At 69.1% G+C, this 17,238-nt stretch carries 15 protein-coding genes and 1 riboswitch; of the genes, 7 read left to right on the forward strand and 8 right to left on the reverse strand.

Annotated elements, in window-relative coordinates:
* Nucleotides 1–48 precede the first annotated feature (48 nt).
* Genes HLA91_RS11580 through HLA91_RS11590 form a run of 3 tightly spaced genes read left to right on the forward strand, consistent with a single transcriptional unit; the run spans nt 49 to nt 2,654 of the window.
* Entirely contained in the window at nt 49–1,062 is a 1,014-nt protein-coding gene (locus tag HLA91_RS11580) for an SLC13 family permease (RefSeq protein ID WP_170274801.1), read from the forward strand.
* A 51-nt stretch (nt 1,063–1,113) separates the two neighbouring features.
* Entirely contained in the window at nt 1,114–1,893 is a 780-nt protein-coding gene (locus tag HLA91_RS11585; protein ID WP_170274802.1) for a maleylpyruvate isomerase family mycothiol-dependent enzyme, read from the forward strand.
* A 32-nt stretch (nt 1,894–1,925) separates the two neighbouring features.
* On the forward strand, nt 1,926–2,654 hold the full coding sequence (locus HLA91_RS11590) for a hypothetical protein (protein ID WP_170274803.1): 729 nt from the start codon (nt 1,926–1,928) through the stop codon (nt 2,652–2,654).
* Nucleotides 2,655–2,873: 219 nt separating this feature from the next.
* Here HLA91_RS11590 and HLA91_RS11595 read toward each other — a convergent pair whose 3' ends face one another.
* The 6 genes from HLA91_RS11595 to HLA91_RS11620 form a co-directional block, all read right to left on the reverse strand.
* A complete protein-coding gene (locus HLA91_RS11595; RefSeq protein ID WP_170274804.1) occupies nt 2,874–3,380 on the reverse strand; it encodes a heat shock protein transcriptional repressor HspR in 507 nt (168 codons plus the stop codon).
* A 15-nt stretch (nt 3,381–3,395) separates the two neighbouring features.
* Nucleotides 3,396–4,463 (reverse strand): DnaJ C-terminal domain-containing protein, encoded by a 1,068-nt coding sequence (locus tag HLA91_RS11600; protein ID WP_170274805.1) that lies wholly within the window; start codon nt 4,461–4,463, stop codon nt 3,396–3,398.
* A gap of 228 nt (nt 4,464–4,691) precedes the next feature.
* Complete coding sequence (locus HLA91_RS11605) at nt 4,692–5,471, reverse strand: nucleotide exchange factor GrpE (protein WP_170274806.1); 780 nt, start codon at nt 5,469–5,471, stop codon at nt 4,692–4,694.
* Nucleotides 5,471–7,345, reverse strand: coding sequence for a molecular chaperone DnaK (gene dnaK, locus HLA91_RS11610; protein WP_170274807.1), 1,875 nt, complete (start codon nt 7,343–7,345; stop codon nt 5,471–5,473). Before dnaK ends, HLA91_RS11605 begins: the two co-directional genes overlap by 1 nt.
* Before the next feature lie 299 nt (nt 7,346–7,644).
* Entirely contained in the window at nt 7,645–7,851 is a 207-nt protein-coding gene (locus HLA91_RS13925) for a hypothetical protein (protein WP_239557116.1), read from the reverse strand.
* 97 nt (nt 7,852–7,948) lie between these two features.
* A complete protein-coding gene (locus tag HLA91_RS11620) occupies nt 7,949–8,653 on the reverse strand; it encodes a CPBP family glutamic-type intramembrane protease (RefSeq protein WP_170274808.1) in 705 nt (234 codons plus the stop codon).
* 25 nt (nt 8,654–8,678) lie between these two features.
* On the opposite strand from HLA91_RS11620, the gene HLA91_RS11625 reads away from it, so the two are divergent.
* Nucleotides 8,679–9,653, forward strand: a complete 975-nt coding sequence (locus tag HLA91_RS11625; RefSeq protein WP_170274809.1) for an NAD(P)H-binding protein — start codon at nt 8,679–8,681, stop codon at nt 9,651–9,653.
* Between the two features lie 6 nt (nt 9,654–9,659).
* Here HLA91_RS11625 and HLA91_RS11630 read toward each other — a convergent pair whose 3' ends face one another.
* On the reverse strand, nt 9,660–11,048 hold the full coding sequence (locus HLA91_RS11630) for an aminotransferase-like domain-containing protein (RefSeq protein ID WP_170274810.1): 1,389 nt from the start codon (nt 11,046–11,048) through the stop codon (nt 9,660–9,662).
* A 195-nt stretch (nt 11,049–11,243) separates the two neighbouring features.
* Here HLA91_RS11630 and pdxS point away from each other — a divergent pair, with 195 nt between their 5' ends.
* Nucleotides 11,244–12,206: a pyridoxal 5'-phosphate synthase lyase subunit PdxS gene (pdxS, locus tag HLA91_RS11635; RefSeq protein WP_170274811.1), complete on the forward strand. Its 963-nt coding sequence runs from the start codon at nt 11,244–11,246 to the stop codon at nt 12,204–12,206.
* Nucleotides 12,207–12,246: 40 nt separating this feature from the next.
* Here pdxS and HLA91_RS11640 read toward each other — a convergent pair whose 3' ends face one another.
* Nucleotides 12,247–13,773, reverse strand: a complete 1,527-nt coding sequence (locus HLA91_RS11640) for an outer membrane protein assembly factor BamB family protein (RefSeq protein ID WP_170274812.1) — start codon at nt 13,771–13,773, stop codon at nt 12,247–12,249.
* A 162-nt stretch (nt 13,774–13,935) separates the two neighbouring features.
* A riboswitch (FMN riboswitch) is annotated at nt 13,936–14,078 on the forward strand.
* A 101-nt stretch (nt 14,079–14,179) separates the two neighbouring features.
* On the opposite strand from HLA91_RS11640, the gene ribD reads away from it, so the two are divergent.
* Together ribD and ribH are read left to right on the forward strand one after the other, a co-directional pair.
* A complete protein-coding gene (gene ribD, locus HLA91_RS13930) occupies nt 14,180–16,768 on the forward strand; it encodes a bifunctional diaminohydroxyphosphoribosylaminopyrimidine deaminase/5-amino-6-(5-phosphoribosylamino)uracil reductase RibD (RefSeq protein ID WP_425545967.1) in 2,589 nt (862 codons plus the stop codon).
* Nucleotides 16,741–17,229 (forward strand): 6,7-dimethyl-8-ribityllumazine synthase, encoded by a 489-nt coding sequence (gene ribH, locus HLA91_RS11655; protein ID WP_170274813.1) that lies wholly within the window; start codon nt 16,741–16,743, stop codon nt 17,227–17,229. Before ribD ends, ribH begins: the two co-directional genes overlap by 28 nt.
* Nucleotides 17,230–17,238: the final 9 nt, after the last annotated feature.

Below are 17,238 nucleotides of genomic sequence, written 5' to 3' on the forward strand. Positions count from 1 at the left end.
GTCATCGGTGCATTACGGTGAGTCATGGAAGACCTCCGGTTCGAGTGAGTGTGGTTACCCACTTCGATATCGGAGGTCTTCTTTCACCTCAAATCCCGATCACAACCTCCCGAGGAAGTACACCTAGCCAACAACTCGAAGCTCGGCGCACTCCTCGTCATCGCCGCCGCGCAGGCGGTCTCGATCTGGAACGTCGGGATCAAGACGGCTGCCGCGCAGAACTTCGTGGCCACCGGTTTCATCTCCTCGGAGATGGGCGTCGACGTCGCCTGGGGTTCGTGGTTCCTGTGGGCAGCCCCATGGTCGGTGCTCATGTCCATCACCCTGTACTTCGTCATGCGCTGGGCGATCAAGCCCGAGGCCGACACGATCGACGGCGGCCGCGAGATGATCCGGCAGAACCTCTCCGAGCTCGGCCCGATCTCCGCCCGCGAGATCCGCCTCATCATCATCGCCGTGCTGCTGCTGATCCTGTGGTCGACTGAGGAGGTGCTGCACCCGTTCGACTCCTCGACGGTGACGATCGTCGCGATCGCGGTGATGCTCACCCCGAAGATCGGCGTGTTCTCATGGAAGGCCGTCGAGAAGCTCATCAACTGGGGCACACTCGTCGTCTTCGCCGTCGGCATCTCACTCGGCTCCCTGCTGCTCAAGACCGGTGCGGCCGCGTGGCTGTCGTCGAAGACCTTCGGGGCGGTCGGCCTGTCGGAGATGCCGATGCTGGCGATCATCGCTGTCGTGTCGGTGTTCACCATCCTCATCCACCTCGGCTTCGCCTCGGCGACCTCGCTGGCCTCGGCCCTCATCCCGGTCTACATCGCTCTCGCGATGAGCCTGCCGGGTGCCGCGCAGGGCGGATTCGGCTTCGTCATCATCCAGCAGTTCGTCATCAGCTTCGGCTTCCTGCTGCCGATCTCGGCACCGCAGAACATGCTCGCCTACGGCACCGGCGCGTTCACTGCCAAGCAGTTCCTCAAGACCGGCATCCCGCTCACCATCGCCGGCTACCTGTTCGTGCTGCTTCTCTCGGCGACGTACTGGAAGTGGCTGGGACTTGTGTGAGGGCTCGGGTTCAGGCAGGCACGCTCCGAGGTGGGACGTTAAGCTGAGGACATGGCAATCGATGCAGATCAGCTTCAACGCGACCTCGACCTGCGACTCCTCGGCGAGCAGTTCTTCCTGCAGGCACTCGACCAGCTCTCCCGCGCCGATCTCGACCAGCCCTCATTGCTGCCCGGCTGGACCCGCAAGCACGTTGCGGCACACGTCATCCACAACGCAGAGGCGTTCATGCGGCTGCTCGAATGGGCCCGCACCGGCGAGGAGAACCGGATGTACCCCTCGCGGCAGGCCCGCGATGAGGAGATCGACTCGACTGTCGCCCTCATCTCCAACGGTGATGTCATGACGATGGCCCATGAGGTCGTCGACGAGCTCAGCGACGAGTTCGACGACATGGACGATGAGGCCTGGAACGCAACGGTCGTCAACGGGCGGGGCGAGGACATCCAGGCCGCGCAGATCCCGTGGTCGCGGGCGCGGGAGGCCTGGATGCATTCCCTGGACCTCAACATCGGGATGACGACCCTCGACTTCCCGGCTGCGATGGTCAACGCACTGCTCGATGAGATCACCGACACGTGGATCGCCCGCGACGAACCGGTCAACTTCACGCTCAACATCACCGACCGCGACGACTCCCCGCGCACGGTCGTCGCCGGGCCGAAAGACAGGCGTCCAGCTGAGCCGATCGAGGTGACCGGCGAGGCAGCCGAGATCGTCTCCTATCTCACCGGGCGCGGCTGGCCGAACTCCGGGCTCGAGGACAACGACAAGGGCGCCTCGGGAACGGCGACTCCGCAGGACCTCCCCCAACCGCCGCCCTGGATCTAGCACCGACAACGACGAGGAAGAGGACGAGCGTCATGAGCTACCCACCCCAGCCGCCCCCGCCGAACGGCTCGCCAGCAGGCGGGCCGCCTCCGGGAGGTCAGCAGCCGCCGGGTGGCCAGCCGCCGGCACCGCAGTACGGCAGCCAGGCACCTCAACCGGGCCAGCAGCCGCCCCAGTATCCCGGCCAGGCGCCGCAGTACGGCGGCCAAGATCCGTATGCCACCGGGGCTGGTGCCCCGAAGCCGAAGTCGAAGATGACGCTGATCGGCAAGATCCTGACATTCATCGGTGCCGGCATCCTCGCACTCACCATCATCGGCGGCATCATCATGACGATCGCCGGCGTTTCGTCCCTGTCAGGGTTCTCCGATGAGGCGATCCGCGTCAACGGCACTACGAGCCAGTTCTTCGAGGCGGAGTCTGAGTGGCAGGTCTACGCGCCGGAGGACTCCGGCTTCACCAGCTGCACGATCACAGGGCCCACTCCGGTGGGCAAGGGAACGAATCAGACGTCGTCCTACTCCTTCGACGGCAGGACCTATGAGTCGATCGACGGGTTCTCGGTCCGGGAAGCGGGCACCTACTCGATCACGTGCAACCAACCCGATGTCATCATCGCCCCACCCCTGTCGGTCGGCGGGATCTTCTCCACCGTCGGCGGCATTCTCATCGCTGTGTTCGGCGGCCTGCTCGGCGTGGGATTGACGATTCTCGGCATCATCCTGTGGATCGTCGGCCGGAAGCGAGCACAGCGGGCATGACCGACGCCCCGGTTCGACACGGGCCGACTGTCGTGCTGCTCAAGTGGTTCGCGTTGGCACCACTGTTTCACGACACCCTCATCTGAGGCGATCAAGTCCGGGCGGTACGACCTGGGCAGCGGGGCCGCACCACCGGGACAGCGTAAGCGGCGCCCAGCTGCTGAGCTGGGCGCCGCTTCGCATGGTCAGGTGCGAAAGATCGCCTCGCAGGCTGCCGCGTCACCGGCGGCGGAAGAGGAGGATGTCGCGGGAGGCGCGATCGGCCTCACTGCCGCCGGGCCGGGCGCCGGCTGCTGAGGGAAGAGCCCCGGCGATGCGCACCCGCGGGCGCCTGCCGTGCATGACGGAGACGATGTCGCCGCTCTGCCCGGCGGCGAAGACCCGGGATTCGGCCTGCACGCGCTGCCGCAGTCCTTCGACCTGCTGGCGCAGTTCGTGGACGACAGCATGCGCCTGGGTGGCGGCGTCGCGGGCTTCGTCGAGGTCGCGGCGCAGGGCGAGGATCTCCTTGATGCCAGCGAGATTGATGCCGTCTTCCTTGCTCAGCTTCTGGATCAGCCGCAGCCGCTCGATGTCGCGCGGTGAGTAGCGCCGCCCGGCACCGGCGGTGCGCTTGGGCACCACCAGTCCCATCCTGTCGTACTGCCGCAGCGTCTGCGGGTGCATGCCCGCCAGTTCAGCGGCGACGGAGATGACGTAGACGGCGGCTGTCGCTCCGATGGTCATCGTCGCTCACCCCGCTCATCTCTCCCGGGCCCGGTCGAGCAGCCCGGATCGCGGATTTTCACCGCTGGTGGCCTCACGGAAGGCCTCGACCGCTTCCTTGGCCTTGGGCGTCAGGTTCTTCGGAACGGCGATCTCGACGGTCACCAGCAGGTCACCGGTGAGCTTCTTCGTCTCGATGCCCTTGCCGCGCACCCGCAGGGTGCGGCCTGACGGTGTGCCGGCCGGGATCTTCACCCGCACCGGCATCCCACCGAGTGTCGGGACCTCGACCTCGGCGCCGAGGGCGGCCTCGTCGAAGGTCACCGGCAGCGTCATCCGCAGGTTCGCGCCGTCGCGGGTGAACACCGGGTGGGGTTCGACCTGCACGGTGAGGATGACATCACCGGGTTCGCCGCCGTTGGGGCTGGCCTTGCCTTTGCCGCGCAGGCGGATCTTCTGCCCGTCTTTGACGCCGGCCGGGGTGCGCACGGTCAGCGGCTTGCCCCCGGGCATCGACAGTTTGACTGTTGCGCCCTTGGCGGCTTCAGTGAAGGACAGCTTCGTGCTGGCCTTGATGTCTCCGCCCTTGAGCGGGCCGGTGGAGAACCCACCGCCGTAGGGGCTGTCATAGGGGCTGCCGCCGTAGGAGCCGCCGAATCCGCCGAACAGATCAGCGAACTCCGGCGGGATGTCCCCGCCAGCCGAGCCAGCCGGCCCGCCACCGGGGCTGCGGGTCGTGTAGCGGGTGCGGGTGCCGCCGCCTCCGGTATTGAACAGGCCGGAGAAGATGTCCTCGAACCCGCCGGCACCGCCGGCACCGCCGGGTCCGCCGGCACCGGCGGAGAACCGGGCACCGCCGCGGCCCATCGCCCGCACCTGGTCGTACTGCTCGCGGGTCTCCTTGTCAGACAGCACCTGGTTGGCCTGCCCGATCTGCTTGAACTTCTCCTCTGCGGCCTTGTCACCGGGGTTGGTGTCCGGATGGTACTTCCGGGCCAGCTTCCGGTAGGCCTTCTTGATCTCGGACTGCGAGGCGTCCTTGGAGACGCCGAGGATCTGGTAGTAGTCCGTGTCGAACCATTCGTTCTGAGGTCCGGAATTCACCTGGCACCTCCTTTCCGGCTCGCGCCGTCATCGTCTGTCGTGTGTGTCTGGATGTCTGTCCCTGTCTGCTGTGCGGCAGCCGCGGCTGCCGGTCTGTCGTTCCTCACGCACCGCATGCGCAGGCCGTCTGCCTGCCCATCCGGTCCGTGCCCGAGGCGATGGCCGCCTCGGGAACGGAATCCGCAGCTCACGCCGCGGTCGGCTCATGCCGGGTGCCGGCTGTGCAGATCAGTCTGCCGGGGCCTGCACGCCGACGCGGGCGGCGCGCAGCACCCGCTCGCCGAGCATGTAGCCCGGCTGCATGACGAGGAACACCGTGGGTGTCTCGACCTCGTCGCTGGGCTGCTGCATGAGCGCTTCGTGGATGTTGGCGTCGAACTCCTCACCGACCTCGCCGTACTGTGTGACGCCGAGCTTGGCCAGCGTGTCGAAGAGCTTCGTCACGTGCGTGTCGAAGGGGCCCTCGACGTCGCCGTTCTCACGCGCCAGGCGGACCTCGTCGAGCACCGGGAAGAGCGCCTCGACGACGCTGGCGACACCGGCTTCCTTCGCGCGGTCCTGCTCCCGCTGGGAGCGCATCCGGTAGGCGGCGTATTCGGCGTTGATCCGCTTGAGGTGATCGAGCAGCTCGGCCTCCGTGTCGTTGGCCGGGCTGACGTTCTCAGGATCGAGCGCGCCTTCGCCGGTCTCCGCGCCCGAGGCAGTGGGCGCCTCGGCCTGCGCGGTTCCCTGAGCCTGCTCGGCTCCCTCAGACTGCGCGGCAGCCTCGGCCTGCTCGGCTGCCGGTTCGGTCTCGGCGGCTGGTTCGCCGCCGGTGGCGACCTCCGGGCCGTCGCTGTCGAGGCGGCCCCCGGCTGCTGCGGCCTGCGCCTGCTCCTGAGCCTCGCTCGGCTCAGCGGCTCCGGTGTCCCCGGAGCCGGCCTGGGGCTGGCGCACCTGGCCGGTCTCCGGATCCACCCGACGCTTGTCGGTGAACGAGAAGCCCTGTTCAGGATTCTCGGCGGACATCACTTCTTCTCCTCGTCTTCGTCGACCACTTCGGCGTCGACGACGTCATCCTCAGTCGCATCGGAACCGGCGTCTGCGGTTCCCTCGGCTCCGGCAGCACCCTCAGCGCCGCCCTCGGCGCCGCCCTGCTGGTACAGTGCCTCGCCGATCTTCGTCTGAGACTGGCTGAGCTTCTCGACGGCGGTCTTGACCGCCTCGTCGTCCTCGCCCTTGAGCGCTTCCTTCACCGCGTCGACATCGCCCTGCACCTCGGTCTTGACATCCTCGGGCAGCTTGTCGTCGTTGTCGGTGATGAGCTTCTCGGTCTGGTAGGCGAGGTTCTCAGCCATATTGCGGGTGTCAGCGGCCTCGCGGCGCTTCTTGTCCTCATCGGCGTGCTCTTCGGCCTCGCGGACCATCCGGTCGATGTCCTCCTGCGGGATCGCCGAGCCGCCGGTGATCGTCATCGACTGCTCCTGACCGGTGCCCTTGTCCTTGGCGGACACGTGCACGATGCCGTTGGCGTCGATATCGAAGGACACCTCGATCTGCGGCATGCCGCGTGGCGCCGGGGCGATGCCGGTGAGCTCGAAGGTGCCCAGCGGCTTGTTGTCCCGGGTGAACTCGCGCTCGCCCTGGAAGACCTGGATCGACACAGACGGCTGGTTGTCCTCAGCCGTGGTGAAGGTCTCGGACTTCTTCGTCGGGATCGGGGTGTTGCGCTCGATGAGCTTCGTCATCACACCGCCCTTGGTCTCCAGTCCGAGAGACAGCGGGGTGACGTCGATGAGCAGCACGTCCTTGCGCTCACCCTTGAGGACACCGGCCTGCACGGCGGCGCCGATCGCCACGACCTCATCGGGGTTGACGCCCTTGTTCGGCTCCTTGCCGCCGGTGAGCTCCTTGACGACCTCGGCCACGGCCGGCATGCGGGTCGAACCGCCGACGAGCACGACGTGGTCGATCTCGTCGACCGAGATGCCGGCATCGGCGATGACGGCCTTGAACGGGGCCTTCGTGCGCTCGAGGAGGTCCTTGGTGAGATCCTCGAACTTCGCGCGGGTGAGGGTCTCATCCAGGTGGACGGGCCCGTTGTCGCTCATCGACAGGTACTGCAGAGAGATGTTCGTGCTGGTCGCCGAGGACAGTTCCTTCTTCGCCTGCTCCGCGGCCTCCTTGAGGCGCTGGACAGCGGCGGCGTCCTTGGTCAGGTCGACGCCGTAGCCGTTCTTGACCTGGCTGACGAGCCAGTCGACGATCTTCTGATCCCAGTCGTCGCCGCCGAGCTCGTTGTCGCCGGAGGTCGCACGGACCTGGATGGTCGAGAAGTCATCGTCATCCTTGCCGACTTCGAGCAGGGACACGTCGAAAGTGCCGCCGCCGAGGTCGAAGACGAGGATGAGCTCGTCCTCCTTGCCGCGCTCGAGGCCGTAGGCCAGTGCGGCGGCAGTGGGCTCGTTGATGATGCGCAGGACGTTGAGGCCTGCGATCTTGCCGGCGTCCTTGGTGGCCTGGCGCTGCGAGTCGTTGAAGTAGGCCGGGACGGTGATGACGGCGTCGGTGACCTCTTCCTGCAGGTACTCCTCAGCATCGTGCTTGAGCTTCTGCAGGATGCGGGCAGAGATCTCCGGTGCAGTGAGTGTCTTGCCGCCGAGTTCGGTGGTCCAGTCGCTGCCCATGTGGCGCTTGACCGAGGCGACGGTGTTCTTGACGTTGAGCACAGCCTGGCGCTTGGCGATCTCACCGACGAGGGAGTCGCCGTTCTTGCTCACGGCCACGACCGAGGGGGTGGTGCGGCCGCCTTCTGCGTTGGCGATGACCTTGGGGTCGCCGCCTTCAAGCACGGCCACAACCGAGTTGGTGGTGCCGAGGTCGATTCCTACTGCACGAGCCATAGTGTTTCTCCTTGTCTTCTGAGTCAGGCCCAACCCGGCTGGCGCCGGCATTGAGCGCATCTGACTCAAGTCTGGTCACGCTGAATCTGACTGTCAAACCCAGCATCATGAAAGTTGCGTACACCAGACTCAACTTTGCGGGAAGGGAGATTATTCCGCAGGCAGGCAGAATTCTTTCAGCGACCCCCGTCGCGCTCCGCGCCATCCCGGCGTGTCAGTCGTTGCAGCCGGTCGCGTGCGCGGGCGAGCCGCTCATCCTCGGTCAGCTCCCACCACGGGGTGCCGCGCTCACCGAGGCCCTATTTGGCCCAGGTGACGCGCTTCCGCAGCGCTGCAGTCTGCTCGTCGTTCAGCTGGCGAGAGCGGGAGAGCTGCGAGCGGGCAGTGCCGAGGGCACTCAGCAGCGGGGCGGTGAGCGCCTTGGGCAGCACAGGATCCTGGGCTCGCCAGCGCCTACCCCTGACGATGATCCAGCGGCCGTCTGCGGTCCGCTCCGGCGTGCTCATATGCGGCTCCCCGCGCTCACGCTGCCCACCTCGGCGCGACCCGCCTCGGCGCCGGGACGCCGCGGCGCGGCCGGTGGTGGGGCGATCCAGGCGACCATCAGATGCCTCCCGGCACGGGGGCTGCGAGCGGGAAGATCCCGACCATGGCGATCGACCACAGGCCATGGACGATGAGCGGAGCGAACCAGCGGCCAGTCGATTCGCGGGCCCAGGCTGCGGCGAGTCCGACGACGGGGGCGGCGGCGATGAGGCCGGGGTTGAGCGTTGCGCAGGTGACGAGCGTGTAGATGACGGTCGGGGCGATCCAGCGGGCGTGGCCGCGGAACAGGTCGGCCAGGCCGAGGCGGAAGAACACCTCTTCCGACAGCCCCGTGACGACAGCCGCCGCCAGCGTCAGCCCGGCCGCCGAGCTCCCGGCGGTCACGAGGGCGGCGGTGATCCATGGCGCGGTCACCGGGATGAGGCTGAGGATCCAGCCACCGAGGAGCGACACACCCGCCAGCACCGCACCGATAGCCAGCGCCCGCCACCCGGCCGAGGCGGCAGTACGGTGCGCCGGCGGGCCGGGCGCCGGATCAGCGGAGCGGTGACGTGTGACATGCGCTCGCGTGAGCAGCAGGAGGGCGATCCCACCGAGTGTCCACACCGCGGCGAGGGCAAGGCTCCACAGCGGCAGTGCCGCGGTGCCGGCAGATGTGCCGAGGCCGAAGGCCTTGCGCAGGATGAGAGCGCCGAGGACAATGGTGACGGCCGCAGGAGCCCAGACAGCAGCACGTGAGGTGAGCACCAGCTGCGACGTCATGGCACCAGTCTAGGAGATGACTGCAATGCGAGTTCTGCTCATCGGCGCCACCGGATACGTCGCCTCGCGTACGATCCCCGTCCTGCTCGGTGCCGGGCACACCGTCATTGCCGCTGCCCGCTCACCGGAGAAGCTCAGGGCGTTCTGGTGGGCAGACCGCGTCACCGCCGCCCGACTCGACGTCACCGATGACGCATCCGTGTCTGCGGCGGTGGCTCACAGCGCTGCCGATGCCATCGTCTACCTCGTCCACGGGATGGGCGGGTCTGACTTCCGCACAGTTGACCGGCAGTCAGCTCAGCGCGTGCGCCGGGCAGCCGATGCTGCAGGCATCAACCGAATCGTCTACCTCTCGGGGATCATCCCGGCTGTCGGCGAGGAGCGCCTGTCCGAGCATCTGATCTCGCGGCTCGAGGTCGAACAGGAGCTCTCCCGGGCCAGCGCCACGGTCATCACGCTGCGTGCGGCGATGATCATCGGGGCGGGCTCGACGAGCCTGGCACTCGTCCGGCAGCTGGTGACCCGGCTGCCGGTCATAGTGGTGCCGTCGTGGATGCGCCACCTCGTCGAGCCGATCGCCATCACCGATGTGGCCGCCGCGATCGAGGCGGCGCTGCGGGTCGATCTGCCGACCGGGCAGTTCTCGATCGGCGGCGGGACGGTGATGTCGTACCCCGAGCTCATCGATCTGCTCACCGAGCTCAGCGGGCTCATCCGCCCGCAGCTGCCCGGCGGACCGCTGCCGGAGCCGCTCGTGGCGAAGGCTGCAGCAGTGCTGACGGATCTGCCGGGATCGACAGTCGAAGCGCTCATCGAATCGCTCCAGGAGGACATGGTCTCCTCCGGTGACAGCTGGCGCAGCGAGCTGTTCGCAGGGGCGCCTGCCCATCAGCCGCTGACACCGCGGGCCGCCCTGGCGCGGGCGCTGGCGCAGCCGGATCTCAGCCTGCCGGCCGCCGAACGGGATCCGCTTGCAGTGATGCCCGGCGACCGCTGCTGAGTGTCATCAGCCTTGGCTGAGCTCGGCGCGCAGAGCCGCCAGGACAGCAGTCAGCTCCGGGCTGGTGAGCGAGCTCAACGCGATCTCGATGCCGGTCTGCTGCCCGCCGGTCCATTTGCCGGCCAGGTCGTCGACGAGGATGCCACGCTCAGCGAGGGCGCGCCGCAAACGCCGCGCATCCCCGGCCGGCCGCTCGAGGATCACCCGCCCGCGCACCTGGGTCACCGGCAGGCCTGCGGCATCGACCGCCTCGGCGGCGGCTGCCAGCCGCTTGCGCATCCGCAGCATCCGCCTGCGCAGCCCGCCGGAGTCCAGGTAGTCGGCGAGCGCTGCCTGGATGAGCGGTGAGGCCGCAGGACCGAGCATCCGGCGGTGGGCGGCGATCCCAGCGCTGAGCGGGCCGGTGGCGATGATGTAGCCGATGCCCAGGCGCGTGCCGAGCAGGGTGGCGAAGGATCCGAGGTGCAGCACCCGGCCGCTGCTGTCGAGGTCGGCGAGAGTCGGCGGCAGGCTGCCGGCGTAGCGGGCTTCGGTGTCGTAGTCGTCTTCGATCAGGTGGCCGCCGCACGATTCGGCCCAGCGCAGCAGCTGCACGCGCCGGGTCGCGCTCATCGAATCTCCATGCGGATGCAGGTGATTGGGCGTCAGCAGCAGGGCGCGCAGCTGCACCGGGGTCGCAGCGGGGTCGATGCCGTCGGTGTCGACGGGCACATCGACGGTGGCGGTGTTCGCCAGTGCCCGGCGCAGACCGGGAAAGCCCGGGCTCTCGACTCCGAGCGCTGCGGGAGCGAGGACGTTGAGGACGGTGCGCAACCCGTCGCGGGCGCCGGCGGTCAGCACGATGTCGGCGGGCTCGACCTGCATGCCGCGCACCAGCCGCAGGTGCCCGGCGATCGCCTGGCGCACCGTCTGGGTGCCGCAGCCGTCATCGCTGACGTCGCGGGTGTCGAGTCCGCGGCGCCAGGCAGCCCGGAAATCGGGCTCATCGCGCGGGTCGGGGCGCACGCTCACACCCCGGGCATCGATGCGCACCTCCGCCGCGATGTCAGTGGAGTGGTGGGAGGGCATCGCTCGGCCCGTCACGGCCCGTGACCCCGAGCGGCGCGCGGCCGAAGCGCGACCAGTCCGCGCCGTCTGCAATGCCGGGTTGACGCGTGTGCCCGAACGGGCGGCAGTCACGAGCTGCCCCTCGGCGATGAGATGCTCATACGCCGTCTGCACGGTGCCGCGGGCGACACCGAGCTGCGCGGCGAGCACCCGGCTGGAGGGCAGACTGTCGCCCGGGCGCAGACGGCCGGTGACGATCTCGGCCCGGATGCCGGCGACGATCTGCAGCGGCAGACCGATGCGCGAGCTGCGGTCGAGCCGAACCGTGAGATCCGCGTCGTGCGCCATGAGCACCCCTCCCCCACCTGGTCTCTGGTCTCGCGGCCATCCGGAACCGCGCGCAACTGGACTACAGAATACCCCTGGATCTGGACCATATCTGCAGTCCAATGCTCGCTAGGCTCACGAATACCCCGTCGGGCGCCTGGACGTCCGGCTCACCACCAGCGGGTGTCCGGCACCCGCCACAACCCAGGAGACTGCATGACTGCCACACTGACCGACACCACCGCCAACGCCGCTGCGGACACGCACACTGCCGGGACTGCCGACGGCGCCGCGCAGCAGCGCGCCACCGGCGCCCAGCTGAGCTCTGAGCTCGCACGCTCACTGGCCGGCGGCGTCATCATGGACGTCGTCACCCCTGATCAGGCCCGCATCGCCGAAGATGCCGGAGCAGTGGCGGTCATGGCGCTCGAGCGGGTGCCCGCCGATATCCGCGCCCAGGGCGGCGTCGCCCGGATGAGCGACCCGGACCTCATCGCCGGGATCCTCGATGCCGTGTCGATTCCGGTCATGGCCAAGGCGCGCATCGGCCACTTCGTCGAAGCGCAGATCCTGCAGTCTCTCGGCGTGCACTACGTCGACGAATCCGAGGTCCTCTCCCCTGCCGACTACGTCAACCACATCGACAAGCGTGCCTTCGAGGTGCCGTTCGTGTGCGGGGCCACCAACCTCGGAGAGGCGCTGCGCCGCATCAACGAAGGTGCCGACATGATCCGTTCGAAGGGTGAGGCCGGCACCGGCGATGTCTCCGAAGCGACCCGCCACATCCGCACGATCAGCGGTGAGATCCGCCGCCTGGCTGCGCTGAACGAAGATGAGCTCTATGTTGCGGCCAAGGAGCTGCAGGCGCCGTTCGACCTCGTGCGCACGGTCGCCCGCGACGGCCGCCTGCCGGTCGTCACCTTCGTCGCCGGGGGCGTGTCCACGCCTGCCGATGCGGCGATGATGATGCAGCTCGGTGCTGAGGGCGTGTTCGTCGGCTCAGGCATCTTCAAGTCCGGCAACCCGGAGGCACGGGCCAAAGCCGTCGTCAAGGCCACAGCGAACTACGACAATCCCGAGGTGCTCGCCGAGGTCTCCCGCGGACTCGGTGAGGCGATGGTCGGCCTCAACGTCAGCGACCTGCCGGCCCCGCACCGCCTGGCCGAACGCGGCTGGTAAGATGCAGCGCGGCTTTACCGGCGCCGCACAGCGGCGTCGTTCAGCCGCCGGTGACGGTCCACAGCGTGGTGGACTCACCGGCGGCTGCTGCGAACCAGCGGCCGGTGGCACTCGGCTCGGCATACTGGCCGACGGCGTGGGCCTCGGGGTGCTCCTTGCCGTCAAGGGTGAAGAAGTGCACCGCGTCGTTGAGCAGCACTGGGATGAGGCCGAGCTGCGGGAGCGCGCCGTTGCCGCCGAATCCGTAGCTGCCTTCGACCGGATCGAACGGATCGGCGTCCTCTCCTGCCTCCCAGAGCGTCGATCCGTCAGTGGCGCTGACGGCCCGGACGCCGGCATCGAGACCGGGCATGATGACCAGCGGCGCGTCGGTGCCGTCGACGGGTGTGTGGAGGCGACCGTACTGCTCGTCGAACAGCCCGAACTCGAAAGCGTCCCCGGAGATGTCGGTGTGCCAGGCCTCGCCGTCGAGCAGTGAGCCGAGCACCAGGATCCGGGAGGCGAACAGCTGGGTGCTCGCGCACACGAAAGTGCCCGTGGCGGTGGAGACGGGCCGGGCGGCACAGTAGTCGACCGGTTCCTCACTGAAGTCAATTCCCGCGGCGAGGTCAGGATCGTCGGCAGCGCTGAGCGGAGTGAGCACCCCAGAGCTCTCCGGCAGGTCCATCGGCACCCTCAGCAGTGCGGTGCGGGTGATGGACCCGGAGTACGGGTCGTCAGGATCGGCGGTGCCGAAGGCGTAGACAAGCGTGCCGGGTGCCTTCTGCGGGTAGATGCCGAAGCCGAGGTCCTGCTCCCCGTACGCGCTGAGATCGACTGTGGCATGCTGACCCGATGGCAGGTCGAGGCGGGTGAGGAAACTGCCGTCGCCATCGCGCCACGGCAGGTAGGCGTGCGTGCGGTCCGGGGTGATCTGCAGGTTCGCCCCGCCCATGGGCTGCGCATCGGAGGCCGCCTGCACGGCCGGCCACGCCGGCTGGCCGGAGGCCGGATCGAGGCCGAGGACCATGGCCTTCTGCTCATCACCGGTGCAGCTGCCGCGATCGGCATCGATCATCCCGTATTCGAGCAGGATGATCCCATCCTCGCCCAGGGCGCTCGTCCCGGTGGAGGAGGACGAGTAGTAGTCACCCGGTTCGGTGCAGCCGAGATCGGCATCGGCAGGCGTATAGGTCCAGGCTTCGCTGCCATCGCCCCAGTCGAGTGCGCGCAGATGGCCGGTCCCGTCGTCGACGATGACGATCTCACCGTGAGAGTAGGCGGCCACGCTGTCGGGCCGGTCCATATCGACCTGCGCCTGGTGGCTCCACAGTTCAGCGCCATCAGCGCCGACGGCGACGAGCCTGCCGCCCATCGCGTCGGCGACCAGCGCCCGGTCGGTGTCGTTGTCGGCCAGCAGGCTGGCGTAGAAGTCGAGGGTGATCGCCTCGCTCAGCTGCGGCGGTTCCGGTGTGCTGGGCGCAGGTGAGCTGCCGGGTGCATCATCTGCCGCTGTGCATCCGGCGGCCAGTGTGAGAGCGGCGCCTGCGGCGATGAGGGCGAGCGCGGGGCGGGAGAACGGGTGCATGACTGTTCCTTCGCAAGCAGGGACACCGTGATGATCTCCCTGGTGAGCGTCCTGTCTTCACTATGCCAGACGGGCCGGACAACGGTGCTGGCAAAGCACGGGAGGCGCCCACCGCCTCGGGTGCGGTGACCGGTGTGTCTGTGACGCGTGCTACGGTGTGGGCAGATGTTCCGGGGACGGTGAGATTCCGTACCGGCGGTGACAGTCCGCGACCCGAACGCCGAGGCCCAGACGGGCGGAGGGGTTCGGCTGACTCGGTGCGATTCCGAGACCGACAGTGAAAGTCTGGATGGGAGGAACACACGGTCCAGGGCACCCGTGTCTGCCTGGACCGGCAGCGGCGCACCCGTGTCTGCGCGGACGCCTGCCGCCTGTCTCCCGTCTCCCCGGTAGGAGGAGAGGGAGAATGCACCGCTCATCTGCACCCGCCGCGCCTGCCGCCGGGATCACTGCCCGTGAACGCCGGGCCATGTCCGCTGCTCTCACCGCCGCCCGCCGCGGCCAGCGCGGGGCCACCCCTCTCGTCGGTGCGGCCGTCATCGGCGCCGACGGGACGATCGTCACCGGCTACCACGCAGGTGCTGGGCACCCGCACGCCGAACCGGCAGCCCTGGCAGCCGCCGTCGCAGCCGGCATCGACCTCGGCACCGCCACGCTCGTCGTCACGCTCGAACCGTGCGCCCATGTCGGCCGGACCCCGTCGTGTGCGCATACGATCGTCAGGGCCGGGATCCCGCGCATCGTCTACGCGGCAGCCGACCCGAATCCGGTCGCCACCGGTGGCGCCGAGGTGCTGCGGGCGGCCGGACGCGAGGTGGTCGCCGGGCTGGCAGCCGATGAGGCGGCGGTGCTCAATCACCGGTGGGTGGCCGCGCAGCGTGAGGCCCGGCCATTCGTGACGGCGAAGCTCGCCCAGAGCCTCGACGGGCGGATCGCCGCTGCCGACGGCACCAGCCAGTGGATCACCTCCGATGAGACCCGGTCCCGCGTGCACGCGCTGCGCGCCCGGGTCGACGCCGTCATCGTCGGCACCGGCACCGCCCGGGCCGACAATCCGCGGCTCACCGCCCGCATCGACGGCCGCGCTGCGGCCCGGCAGCCGGTGCCGGTCGTCATCGGCACCCGCGATCTCGACGCCTCCAGCCACCTCGCCGCCGACCCGCGCACCATCCACCTGCGCACCCACGACCTGCTGCACGCGCTGCGGCAGCTGCGTGCGCGCGGAGTCGAGCACGTGCTCGTTGAGGGCGGGGCGCACCTGCTCAGCGGCTTCCTGACCGCCGGGCTCGTCGACGAGCTGTTCCTCCACCTCGGCCCGCAGCTGCTCGGCACCGGCGGGCTCGCCGCCACCGCCGGCCTTGAGGTGCCGACACTCGCAGCCGCCCCGCGCTTCATCCCCGACGACCTTGCCGCCCCTGCCGCTGCCGCGAGCGGGACCGACACCATCCTGCACCTGAGACCGGCACCCGCCGCCCCGGCCCCGGCACCGCCAGCCCCATCCACCACCGACCACAGGAGTCACCACATGTTCACCGGCATCATCGAAGCCACCGGCACCGTCCTGTCCGTCACCTCCGTTCCCGGCACCGACACCGCCCGCATCAGCATCAGGGCCGGCAGCCTCATCGACGACCTGCCAGCCGGCGGGTCCCTGGCCGTCAACGGCGTCTGCCTCACCGCCACCCGCACCTCCGCCGAAGCCGCGCCGGCAGATGAGAACCCGGCCAGCACCTCGGGCCCGGGGATCTTCACCGCCGACATCATGGGCGAGACGCTGGCGCGCACGAGCCTGGGTGCGCTGAGGGCGGGCACGCAGGTGAACCTCGAACGCTGCATGCCGGCCAGCGGGCGCTTCGACGGGCACATCGTCCAAGGTCACGTCGACGGGGTCGGGCGGATCAGCGTCTTCGAGGACTGCGGGGCGTGGACGCGGATGCGCATCGAGCTGCCAGCCGCGCTCGCCCCGCTGTGCGTGGAGAAGGGTTCGATCGCACTCGACGGGACCTCGCTGACGATCACCGCCGTCTCCCCGGCAGGTGCCGGGCAGCCGTGGTGCGAAGTCGGGCTCATCCCGGCGACCCTGGCCGCGACGATGTTCGGGCAGGCGAGCGTCGGGGACCTCGTCAACATCGAAACCGATGTGCTGGCCAAGTACGCCCAGAGCCTCGCCGGACGCCACGTGCGACGTGCCGATCCCGTGCAGGCGCCGCCGTCGCCGTGGCAGGACAAGCCGTGGGAGACCACCGCAGCCGACGCGTCCCCGGCACACGGGCTCGACTCGATCGAGGAGGCGATCAGCCGACTGCGCCGCGGTGTCCCGACGATCGTCGTCGACGATGCCGACCGCGAGAACGAAGGCGACCTCATCGTGCCGGCCGAGCTGCTGAGCCCGGAGTGGATGGGCTTCATCGTCCGCCACACCTCCGGCGTGGTGTGCGCGCCGATGACCGCTGAGATCGCAGCCCACCTCGATCTGCCGGCCATGACCGCGGTGAACGAGGACCCGAAGGGCACGAACTACACCGTCAGCTGCGATGCCCGCGGCCTGGACACCGGCATCAGCGCCGGTGAGCGCACGACAACCCTGCGCATGCTGGCCGACCCGCAGGCGGGCCCGGAGCAGCTGACCCGGCGGGGCATGTGTTCCCGCTCATCGCCGCCGCCGGCGGGGTCCGCGAGCGCGCCGGGCACACCGAGGCCGGAGTCGAACTCGCCCGGCTGGCCGGCTGCCGGCCGGTCGCAGCGATCGCCGAGGTCGTCGACGACACCGGCGAGGTCATGCGCCTCGACGCTCTGCTGGCCTTCGGGACCCGGTTCGGGCTGCCGGTCATCTCGATCGCCGACCTGCGCACATGGCTCGACACGCACACCCCAGCCGCCCACCAGAACTGAACCGGACACCGCACCAGAACTGAACCGGGCACTGCACCGGACACCGCACCGAACACTGAGAGAAGGGATCACATCATGGCATCGAGCGGAGCACCGACGATGAAGCCGCAGGCCGCACCGGGCACCCGCGTGGCGATCGTCGCCTCCTCCTGGCACACCGAGGTGATGGACGGGCTCCTCGCCGGCGCCCAGCGCGCCCTCGCCGAGGCCGCAGCTGAGACGACTGGGATGGAGGTCAGCGTCTTCCGGGCGCCGGGCAGCTTCGAGCTGCCGCTGCTGGCCCGTGCGGCGGCGGAACGCTTCGACGCCGTCGTCGCACTCGGCGTCGTCATCCGCGGCGGCACCCCGCACTTCGACTACGTCTGCCGGGCCGCCACCGACGGGCTGGCCAAGGTGGCGGCCGAGACCGGCACACCGGTCGGGTTCGGGCTGCTGACCTGCGATGACGACGAGCAGGCTCGCAACCGGGCCGGGCTGCCGGGCTCACGGGAGGACAAGGGACACGAAGCGGCGAGCGCAGCCCTTGCCGCACTCGCCGCTCTGACAGAGATCAGGACCGCCTGAGCGGCCGGG

It is taken from the genome of Brevibacterium luteolum (assembly GCF_013004595.1).
GTDB lineage: Bacteria > Actinomycetota > Actinomycetes > Actinomycetales > Brevibacteriaceae > Brevibacterium > Brevibacterium luteolum.

What these genes read in the sequence shown, in the direction of transcription:
- pdxS (WP_170274811.1), top strand. Translation starts at nt 11,244, where the DNA reads ATGACTGCCACACTGACCGACACCACCGCCAACGCCGCTGCGGACACG.
- HLA91_RS11630 (WP_170274810.1), bottom strand. Translation starts at nt 11,048, where the DNA reads ATGGCGCACGACGCGGATCTCACGGTTCGGCTCGACCGCAGCTCGCGC.
- HLA91_RS11620 (WP_170274808.1), bottom strand. Translation starts at nt 8,653, where the DNA reads ATGACGTCGCAGCTGGTGCTCACCTCACGTGCTGCTGTCTGGGCTCCT.
- HLA91_RS11640 (WP_170274812.1), bottom strand. Translation starts at nt 13,773, where the DNA reads ATGCACCCGTTCTCCCGCCCCGCGCTCGCCCTCATCGCCGCAGGCGCC.
- HLA91_RS11590 (WP_170274803.1), top strand. Translation starts at nt 1,926, where the DNA reads ATGAGCTACCCACCCCAGCCGCCCCCGCCGAACGGCTCGCCAGCAGGC.
- HLA91_RS11625 (WP_170274809.1), top strand. Translation starts at nt 8,679, where the DNA reads ATGCGAGTTCTGCTCATCGGCGCCACCGGATACGTCGCCTCGCGTACG.
- HLA91_RS11585 (WP_170274802.1), top strand. Translation starts at nt 1,114, where the DNA reads ATGGCAATCGATGCAGATCAGCTTCAACGCGACCTCGACCTGCGACTC.
- ribH (WP_170274813.1), top strand. Translation starts at nt 16,741, where the DNA reads ATGGCATCGAGCGGAGCACCGACGATGAAGCCGCAGGCCGCACCGGGC.
- HLA91_RS11595 (WP_170274804.1), bottom strand. Translation starts at nt 3,380, where the DNA reads ATGACCATCGGAGCGACAGCCGCCGTCTACGTCATCTCCGTCGCCGCT.
- ribD (WP_425545967.1), top strand. Translation starts at nt 14,180, where the DNA reads ATGCACCGCTCATCTGCACCCGCCGCGCCTGCCGCCGGGATCACTGCC.
- HLA91_RS11605 (WP_170274806.1), bottom strand. Translation starts at nt 5,471, where the DNA reads ATGTCCGCCGAGAATCCTGAACAGGGCTTCTCGTTCACCGACAAGCGT.
- HLA91_RS13925 (WP_239557116.1), bottom strand. Translation starts at nt 7,851, where the DNA reads ATGAGCACGCCGGAGCGGACCGCAGACGGCCGCTGGATCATCGTCAGG.
- dnaK (WP_170274807.1), bottom strand. Translation starts at nt 7,345, where the DNA reads ATGGCTCGTGCAGTAGGAATCGACCTCGGCACCACCAACTCGGTTGTG.